This window comes from Aeromonas sp. HMWF016 (assembly GCF_963878195.1).
GTDB lineage: Bacteria > Pseudomonadota > Gammaproteobacteria > Enterobacterales > Aeromonadaceae > Aeromonas > Aeromonas lacus.
This window is the reverse complement of sequence record NZ_CAWNWX010000037.1, coordinates 86,537-94,316: the sequence shown is the minus strand read 5'-3', so window position 1 is coordinate 94,316 and position 7,780 is coordinate 86,537. Positions and strand designations below refer to the sequence as shown.

The 7,780-nt window shown below is 61.8% G+C and carries 9 protein-coding genes; 6 read left to right on the top strand and 3 right to left on the bottom strand.

Annotated features, from left to right (window positions below):
* Window positions 1-204: 204 nt before the first annotated feature.
* Window positions 205-996 carry a substrate-binding periplasmic protein gene (locus AACS24_RS05745; protein WP_108572643.1) on the top strand — a complete coding sequence of 264 codons (792 nt, stop codon included), beginning with the start codon at window positions 205-207 and terminating at the stop codon, window positions 994-996.
* Window positions 997-1,010: 14 nt separating this feature from the next.
* Here AACS24_RS05745 and AACS24_RS05740 read toward each other — a convergent pair whose 3' ends face one another.
* The gene (locus AACS24_RS05740) at window positions 1,011-1,622 is read right to left on the bottom strand and encodes a YitT family protein (protein WP_042031690.1); all 612 of its coding nucleotides are present in this window, start codon (window positions 1,620-1,622) and stop codon (window positions 1,011-1,013) included.
* A gap of 241 nt (window positions 1,623-1,863) precedes the next feature.
* Between AACS24_RS05740 and AACS24_RS05735 the strand changes: the two genes are divergently transcribed.
* The 5 genes from AACS24_RS05735 to AACS24_RS05715 all read left to right on the top strand — a co-directional run bounded on the left by AACS24_RS05735 (window position 1,864) and on the right by AACS24_RS05715 (window position 6,341).
* On the top strand, window positions 1,864-3,213 hold the full coding sequence (locus AACS24_RS05735) for a UDP-glucose dehydrogenase family protein (protein WP_108572641.1): 1,350 nt from the start codon (window positions 1,864-1,866) through the stop codon (window positions 3,211-3,213).
* Window positions 3,210-4,223, top strand: coding sequence for an NAD-dependent epimerase (locus AACS24_RS05730; protein ID WP_108572640.1), 1,014 nt, complete (start codon window positions 3,210-3,212; stop codon window positions 4,221-4,223). Before AACS24_RS05735 ends, AACS24_RS05730 begins: the two co-directional genes overlap by 4 nt.
* Window positions 4,224-4,335: 112 nt before the next feature.
* Window positions 4,336-4,941 (top strand): DUF2076 domain-containing protein, encoded by a 606-nt coding sequence (locus AACS24_RS05725; protein ID WP_108572639.1) that lies wholly within the window; start codon window positions 4,336-4,338, stop codon window positions 4,939-4,941.
* A gap of 204 nt (window positions 4,942-5,145) precedes the next feature.
* A complete protein-coding gene (locus tag AACS24_RS05720; RefSeq protein ID WP_108572638.1) occupies window positions 5,146-5,334 on the top strand; it encodes a hypothetical protein in 189 nt (62 codons plus the stop codon).
* Window positions 5,335-5,489: 155 nt separating this feature from the next.
* A complete protein-coding gene (locus AACS24_RS05715; RefSeq protein ID WP_108572637.1) occupies window positions 5,490-6,341 on the top strand; it encodes a lytic transglycosylase domain-containing protein in 852 nt (283 codons plus the stop codon).
* An 8-nt stretch (window positions 6,342-6,349) separates the two neighbouring features.
* Here the strand turns inward: AACS24_RS05715 and AACS24_RS05710 are convergent, their stop codons facing one another.
* Together AACS24_RS05710 and AACS24_RS05705 are read right to left on the bottom strand one after the other, a co-directional pair.
* The gene (locus AACS24_RS05710) at window positions 6,350-6,916 is read right to left on the bottom strand and encodes a YgjV family protein (RefSeq protein ID WP_181364323.1); all 567 of its coding nucleotides are present in this window, start codon (window positions 6,914-6,916) and stop codon (window positions 6,350-6,352) included.
* A 57-nt stretch (window positions 6,917-6,973) separates the two neighbouring features.
* Window positions 6,974-7,549 carry a Crp/Fnr family transcriptional regulator gene (locus AACS24_RS05705; RefSeq protein ID WP_108572636.1) on the bottom strand — a complete coding sequence of 192 codons (576 nt, stop codon included), beginning with the start codon at window positions 7,547-7,549 and terminating at the stop codon, window positions 6,974-6,976.
* Between the last annotated feature and the right edge of the window lie 231 nt (window positions 7,550-7,780).

Here is a 7,780-nt window from a genome sequence, read left to right as displayed (position 1 = left end):
GCCCCCATGCCACGGAGCACTGCAAAAACGTGGCGCCAACCCTCGAAGGGAAGGATGAGAGCAGTCATCTGGTGGCGTGCCATCTGCCTCTGGCGACACCCGAACCGGAACAAGGCTGACAGGCCGGCGAGATCCCGGCCCCGCCACACGGCGCCGGGATCCCCGTCATACTCAAGGCAAGTCACAGCAACCCGGGGCTCCACGATGCGCCACCCGTTCGCTCTTCTCGCTCTGCTTGTCAGCCTCGCCCCCCATGCCAGACCGCTCCAGCTGGCGGTACAGGAGTTTCCCCCCTACAGCTTCACAGACCAGAGCAAGCATCTGGTCGGTGCCTATGTGGAGATGGTCGATGCCGTCTGTCATGAGTGGCCTGACGGCTGCACCATCACCCAGCTCCCCAACCTCAGGGCACGAAAGCTATTGGAGGTGGGCGAGCTGGACGGCATGTTTCCGCTCGCCCGAAGTCCGGAACGGGAGCAAAGCCTGCGTTTTTCCCACCCCCTCGGCGCCGCCAGCTGGGGATTTTTCGTCCACTCCGAATCCCCTGAACCGGCACTGACCCGCGAGACGCTCTCTGGCGCCATCGTCGGGGTCACCCGCAACTCGTTCAGCCAGTATCTACTGGAGGAGCTGGATCGCCGCTTGCAGCAGCAGGGAAATGTGCCACTCCATATCCGGCTCAATACCACGGACTCGATCCGCAGCCTGCAAAAGCTGACACGAAGCAGCCGCTACCAGCTCTATTTCTCCAATGTGGATGTGGCCCGTTACCACCTGGCGAGCGGCAGCCATCAGGATATCCGACCCCTGCAGATAACCCATCAGGCCAACTATCAGGTGGGCTTCAACAAAACGAGGATGAACGAGGCGCAGCTGGCCGCCTTTGACCAGATTCTGGACAAGCTGGAGCGGAAGGGGAAATTCGAGCAAATCAGGGCACGCTGGCAGCTGCCGGCACCGCTGACAAGTGGTGCGCGGCAGACTCTCTATCCCTGACGGGCGAGCCTCGATCAGGCGATCTGGTAACGCCCCGGCTTGTGGTTAAGTGTCAACACCAGATTACAGATAACCGCCGCCACGATGGAGAGGGCCAGAATCCAGGGCTGCACCACGAAGAACGAGGCGATGACGATGGCGCAATCGAGCCCCATCTGCAGCTTGCCTGCCCGGATGCCAAAGCGATCCTGAATAAAGAGCGCCAGAATGTTGAAGCCCCCCAGACTCGACTTGTGGCGAAACATGATAAGCAGCCCCATACCTATCAGGGTGCCGCCGATCAGCGCCGCATAGAGGGGCTCAATCTTGCCGATCTGCAACACACCGTTGAGGTGATCGGTCATGTAGGAGACTGCCGCCACCGAGACGAAGGTATTGAGGGTAAAGCGAGGTCCCATTCTGAGCCAGGCGAGCGCATAGAAGGGCAGATTGATACCGAAGAAGAGCAGGCCAAAGCTGATGCCCGTCACCTGTTGCAACAGCAGCGCCAGCCCGGCGGTGCCCCCGGTGAGCAGGCCCACCTGATGAAACAGGAAGATACCGAGTGAAACAAAGCCTGCCGCGGTCAGCAGGGCCAGCACATCCTCATAGACGGGATGCGCAGTACGAGTCGAGGTGTTGTCCATAACCTGTATCCAAGCGAAGTAAAGAGAGAGTGTCTGTCGCCTGCCCTATTCGGCAGGCTGCGAGCCCTGTCGGCAGGGCTTCGTTATGAGGCCCAGTCTATTTTTTGTGAAAATGATCACAACAAGGGGGCTGCACGCCCCATTCTGGTGCCTGTCATCCGGCATTGACACTCTCTGCACCAAGATGCAGCATGCCGCCCTCTGATACCCCGCATCCCATCCGTAGCAAGAGGCGTTTTCCATGAAGGTCACCATTTTTGGCACAGGCTATGTCGGGCTGGTCCAGGCCGCCGTTCTGGCCGAGGTGGGCCATCAGATCTGCTGCATCGATGTGGATGAGGCGCGGATCGCTTCGCTTCGGCAGGGCCAAATTCCCTTCTACGAACCGGGGCTGGCCCCGCTGGTCGAGAGCCATCTGGCCAGCGGTCGTCTGTACTTCTCTGCCGATCCGGCAGTCGGAGTTGAGCACGCCGACCTGCTGCTGATCGCAGTAGGCACACCCGCAGATGAGGATGGCTCTGCCGATCTGCAACATGTGCTGGCGGTGGCCGATACCATAGGCCGGCTGATGAGCCGCCCCAAGCTGGTGGTGACCAAGAGCACTGTGCCGGTCGGCACGGCGCAGCAGGTGCGGCAGCACATTCAGGCGCAGCTGGCCGAGCGTGGTGTGGCTCTTGAGTGCGACGTGGCCGCCAACCCCGAGTTTCTCAAGGAGGGAGCGGCAGTCAGCGACTGCATGCGGCCGGATCGCATCATCATCGGCTGCGACAGCGAGGCGGCGCTGGAGCAGTTGCGCGCCCTCTACGCCCCCTTCAACCGCAGCCACGACCGGATCGTGGTGATGGATCTGCGCAGTGCCGAGCTCACCAAGTACGCCGCCAACGCCATGTTGGCCACCCGCATCTCCTTTATGAACGAGATGGCGGCGCTCGCCGAAGAGCTGGGGGCCGATATCGAGGCGGTGCGTCAGGGGATGGGGGCCGATCCCCGCATCGGTTACCACTTCCTCTACCCGGGCTGCGGCTATGGCGGCTCCTGCTTCCCCAAGGATATCCAGTCCCTGCTGCACACCGCCCGCCGCGTCGACTGCGATACCCCACTTTTGGCCGCGGTCGAGCAGGTCAACCAGCGCCAGCAACAGAAGATGGCCGAGCGGCTGCTGAGTCACTTCGGCCAGGATCTGCGCGGCCGCACGTTTGCCCTGTGGGGGCTGGCGTTCAAACCCGGCACCGACGACATGCGCGAAGCGCCGAGCCGCCCGCTGCTGGCCGCTATCTGGGCCGCTGGTGGCAGGGTGCAGGCGTTTGATCCCAAGGCGATGGCCCGCGCCCGTGAACTTTACGGCGAGCGGCCCGACCTGCGGCTCTGCGCCACACAGGAAGAGGCGCTGGAGGGTGCCGATGCCCTGCTCATCTGTACCGAGTGGCAATCCTTCCGCGTCCCCGACTTTGCCCGGATGAAGAGCCTGCTCGCCAACCCCGTCATCATCGACGGGCGCAACCTCTACGATCCGGTTCGCCTGCACCAGCAGGGCTTTTGCTACTACGCCATCGGCCGGCCGCACCTCCCTCTGGCGCAGGTGCAACCATGAACTGGCTGGTGACCGGGGCCGCCGGTTTTATTGGTTTTCACGTGGCCAGCCGGCTCTGCGCAGCAGGTCATCGGGTGGTGGGCATCGACAACCTCAACGACTACTACGAGGTGAGTCTGAAAAAGGCGCGGCTGGCACAGTTGGCTGGCTTCCCCCATTTTCACTTCGAGCGGGTCGATCTGGCGGATCGCGAAGCGATGGCGGCTCTCTTTGCCCGTCATGGTTTCGAGCGGGTGATCCATCTGGGCGCTCAGGCGGGAGTGCGCTACTCGCTGGAAAACCCGTTTGCCTACGCCGACAGCAACCTCACCGGCATGCTGACGGTGCTGGAGGGGTGCCGCCAGCACGGCATCCAGCATCTGCTCTACGCCTCCTCCAGCTCGGTCTATGGTCTGACCGACCAGATGCCCTTCACCACCGAGCAGCCGGTGGATCACCCGGTCTCCCTCTACGCCGCCACCAAGAAGAGCGGCGAGCTGATGGCTCACGCCTATTCCGCGCTCTATGGCCTGCCCACCACAGGGCTGCGCTTTTTCACCGTCTACGGCCCCTGGGGTCGGCCCGACATGGCCATCATCAAATTCACCCGCGCCATCCTCGCGGGTGAGCCTATCGATGTGTATAACCACGGCGATCTCAGCCGCGACTTCACCTTTATCGACGACATCGTCGAGGGGATCCTCGCCGTGGCCGATCAGCCGCCCCGCCCCAATCCCGATTGGCACGCCAGCGAGCAGAGCCCGGCCGAGAGCGCAGCGCCCTACCGCATCCTCAACATCGGTCATGGTCAGCCGGTGCGGCTGCTCGATTTTATCGAGGCGCTGGAAGAGGCCCTCGGCAAACCCGCCATCAAGCGGATGCTACCGATGCAGGCGGGCGACATGCACGCCACCTGGGCCGACAGCGAGCCCCTCCACACCCTCACCGGCCTGCGCCCCGCCACCTCCATCAAGGAGGGAGTCGCCGCGTTCGTGCGCTGGTATCTCGACTACTACCAACCCGGCACGTGAAATTGCCGAGTCGCAGCACTTGGTCGCCGATGAGTTAATCCGGTACCACTGGCTTGCCACGCGTTTTAGGATGGCTGAACGCACTGTCTGCGCACCATAGCGAGGATTTGAGATGCAACAACAGGAACAGGGTCTGATCGATGGACTGTTCGACCGCCTCAAGCAAGCGCAAGCCAGGGATAGCAAGCGAGACCAACAAGCGGAGCAACTGATCCGCCAGCATCTGGCAGAGCAGCCCGATGCCCCCTACTACATGACCCAGGCGCTGCTGATCCAGCAGGCTGCCCTTACCCGCCTCAACGAGCGGATCAAGGAGCTGGAGGCCAGCCAGAGCAGTTCGAGCGGCGGCAGTTTTCTCTCCGGCCTGTTTGGTGGCGAGAGCACTCCACCCCCGCGCTTCACGCCGCCACCGGCAACAGCGCCTGCCCAACCCACTTCCCGCACCAGCTCCTTTCTCGGCGGCGCCCTGCAAACCGCAGCCGGGGTTGCCGGCGGTGTCATGCTGGCCGACATGATCGGCGGACTGTTTCACAGCAACCGGCCCGAGGAGATCATCGACATCATAGAGCCAGCGCCCATCGCCAATCCGGTCGATGCGGAACCGGTACGCTGGGATGGCTGGGATTCACCTCCCGATGATGGCGGCAATTTTCTCGACGACGATAGCCAGAGTGGCGGCTGGACCGACAGTGACGATAACAACGGCGGTTTCTTCTAACCGTTACACAACCACAGGCCCCGCATGTGGCGGGGCCCAACTCGATACGAAACCCATGACTATGGAAAGTGTGATGACACCACGGACCGGCAGCAGCATGACGCGATATAATCACTTCGCTTCGTGCCACCCGGGAGACACTCCCGACCCCAGGCGCTCTGTCCGTGGCCACGCAACGTCCCCATGACGACAAGGAGCCACCTCATGATCCGAACCCTTCTCCTGATTGGCGCCGCCATCGCGGCCTATGCCCTGACCCAGAACCACACCCTGCTTCCCCTTATCAGCATGCTAATCTTGCTTTCGCTCTGGGTTGTCAGCGAAATTGGCAGCCTCTATCGCGCGCTTCCTCCCGCCGACCTGGATGAGCAGGAGTATCACCACGACTTCTAACCCGATGAAAAATGGTATGAAACTCTCGCAATGCCGTTAGTTCCATACCATTTTGCTCTCTGAAATCCCCCCGCTATAACAACAGGATCCACTGGTTTCATGGCGATGGCAGCCATGTTCCTCTATATCTTCTCTACTCAAGCAGGAGATAAACGATGGGGAAGATCAGCGAAAACGGACTGTTTTTGCTGCTTTTTTTGTCGTCGCTACTGGCGGGCATTCCGCAGACGGCACAGGGCAGGGATTTCAGACAAGCCCCCAGGGCAATGACAGCGCTCAGACAGGGGCAGGCAGCCCAGCACAGCGGCAATCTGCAAAAGGCGATTGCCCTCTACTGCGTAGCCGCCAGCACCGGCAATCCCGAAGGTTACTTCCGGATCGGGCGTCTGCTCGCCACCGGCCCCGCCTCGGTGCGCAGCGCGAAAATGGCCAACAGCTATCTCGCCATGGCGATGCGCCTTGGCAACCAGCAGGCCAGCCGCTACTACAATCCGCGGATCGGCAATGCCCCCATGGGCGATCAGTGCGGTGTCGGCATGCGCGGCGGACAAGGGAGTTATTTTGCCCTGCCCAGCACACCGTTCAATGTCGAGGCCTATCTGGCACGCCAGTCACCGGGCAAACAGAAGCTGGCCACCATGCTGCGCCACGCCGCCAAGCGCCATCAGGTCGATGTGCGGCTGGTACTGGCCATTGCCATTGCCGAATCCAACCTCGAAAGCCGCGCCGTCTCCGCCAAGAATGCGCAGGGGGTAATGCAGCTGATCCCCGAAACCCAGCAACGCTTTGGTGTCACTCAACCCTTTGATCCGGCACAGAACATCAAGGGTGGTGTCAGTTATCTCAAGTGGCTGGATCGCCGTTTCGATGGCGACTGGGTACGGATCTCGGCAGCCTACAACGCAGGTGAGAAGGCGGTAGAGCGCTATGGCGGTATACCGCCCTATGACGAGACCCGGGAGTATGTTAAACGGGTACTCTACTTCGCTGGCCACAAGCAGCCCTGAGCAGGAAATCAGGGACTCGCCCGATCGGAAGACGGCCCCCTCACCTTGCAGTGGCCACGGTGATGGCGACCACGTTGCCAATAGCAGAAGCCATAGTGGCGGTAGTACCCCACCAGATTGCTAACCAGAAACAGCCCCTCCATCAGCGCAGCGACCGGAGAGCCCACCAGCAGGTTGTTGACCAGCCAGCAGAGGGTACCGAGCAGCATCCAGCGCCGCAGTTGGCGATCATCCGGGCAAAACGCGGCCCTAGTTTGCAGCAAGCTCGCCAGCAGCCCGCTCAATGAGAGTACGCCCTGATAGGTCGCCAGCGCAGCCGCACAGGCCAACCCCATGAAAAACCACATCAAGATGCGGCGAACCAGCCAGATGCTCACCAGAAAGCGCACGCTGGCCAGCAGCAACAGGCTGGCGGCCGACCACTGCCCGAGCAGGGCAAAGTGACCGGCATTGAGCGCGCAAGAGAGGGCCAGACAGGCCAGGATCCTGCGGCGATCCCGCAGCTGAAACGACAACAGATCGAGCAGCAAGGCCAGGCTCACCACCAGTTGCGACCACAGAAACAGCGACATCATCCCCCCTTCATCCTTCGTTTAGATGGCGCAGCATGAGGGGATGGCTGGTGGGCGGCATTAACCCGTGTTAATGCGGCGGCGGATCCGTGACAGGGTGACCGGGCTGATGCCGATGTAGTTAGCGAGCTGCACCTGAGTGAGCCGCGCAGGCCAGTGGGGGAAGGTGTGGCAGAGCTCCCGATAACGCTCTTCGGGGGAGTGGAGCAGCAAAAACGCCTCCTTGCGCTCCTTGTAACCGAGCTGCTGGCGCAGCAGGGCCATGCTGACCGGCTGCCAGACGGGCTCATCCAGCAGGGCGATTGGCACCCGCACCACCTGCAGCTCCGTCAGCGCTTCCAGCTGGTAGCGCGCTGGCGACCCGGTGAGCCAGCTGTCATAGAGCAGACATAGCTCCCCTTCGAAGTAAAACTCCTTGCAGCGCTCCTGCCCGTCCCGGGTGTAATGGCAGGCACGGGCGATGCCCGTTTCGATATAGAAGGCAGCCTCCTGTTTGTCCCCTTGCGCCAACAGCGCCTGACCGGCGCGCAGCGTCTGCCGTGGCAAGCGCTGGCAGAGGGCTTCGCTCAGGGTGGCGTCCAATCCCATTGCACACAGAAAGGTAGCCAGTGAGGGGGCTTGAGGGGATGGGTTCATGACGGCTCCGGGACAAAACGGCAGCCCACATCATGCCCAAATTGCACGGTTGATGCAGCAAGACGTGACCGCAGCGGCAAAGGGGGGACATAGCCGGGTGCCGCCTTTGCCCCCCCTCGTCCGTTGGTTTACAATCGACGGGTTTTTTGGAACCCGGTTGACGGCGTGTCGACCTGGCCCCACCACGACATCAGTCTGTTAATGCAAAGACATTAACCTGCTGAAAAGGAA

What these genes read in the sequence shown, in the direction of transcription:
- AACS24_RS05745 (WP_108572643.1), top strand. Translation starts at nt 205, where the DNA reads ATGCGCCACCCGTTCGCTCTTCTCGCTCTGCTTGTCAGCCTCGCCCCC.
- AACS24_RS05740 (WP_042031690.1), bottom strand. Translation starts at nt 1,622, where the DNA reads ATGGACAACACCTCGACTCGTACTGCGCATCCCGTCTATGAGGATGTG.
- AACS24_RS05735 (WP_108572641.1), top strand. Translation starts at nt 1,864, where the DNA reads ATGAAGGTCACCATTTTTGGCACAGGCTATGTCGGGCTGGTCCAGGCC.
- AACS24_RS05730 (WP_108572640.1), top strand. Translation starts at nt 3,210, where the DNA reads ATGAACTGGCTGGTGACCGGGGCCGCCGGTTTTATTGGTTTTCACGTG.
- AACS24_RS05725 (WP_108572639.1), top strand. Translation starts at nt 4,336, where the DNA reads ATGCAACAACAGGAACAGGGTCTGATCGATGGACTGTTCGACCGCCTC.
- AACS24_RS05720 (WP_108572638.1), top strand. Translation starts at nt 5,146, where the DNA reads ATGATCCGAACCCTTCTCCTGATTGGCGCCGCCATCGCGGCCTATGCC.
- AACS24_RS05715 (WP_108572637.1), top strand. Translation starts at nt 5,490, where the DNA reads ATGGGGAAGATCAGCGAAAACGGACTGTTTTTGCTGCTTTTTTTGTCG.
- AACS24_RS05710 (WP_181364323.1), bottom strand. Translation starts at nt 6,916, where the DNA reads ATGATGTCGCTGTTTCTGTGGTCGCAACTGGTGGTGAGCCTGGCCTTG.
- AACS24_RS05705 (WP_108572636.1), bottom strand. Translation starts at nt 7,549, where the DNA reads ATGAACCCATCCCCTCAAGCCCCCTCACTGGCTACCTTTCTGTGTGCA.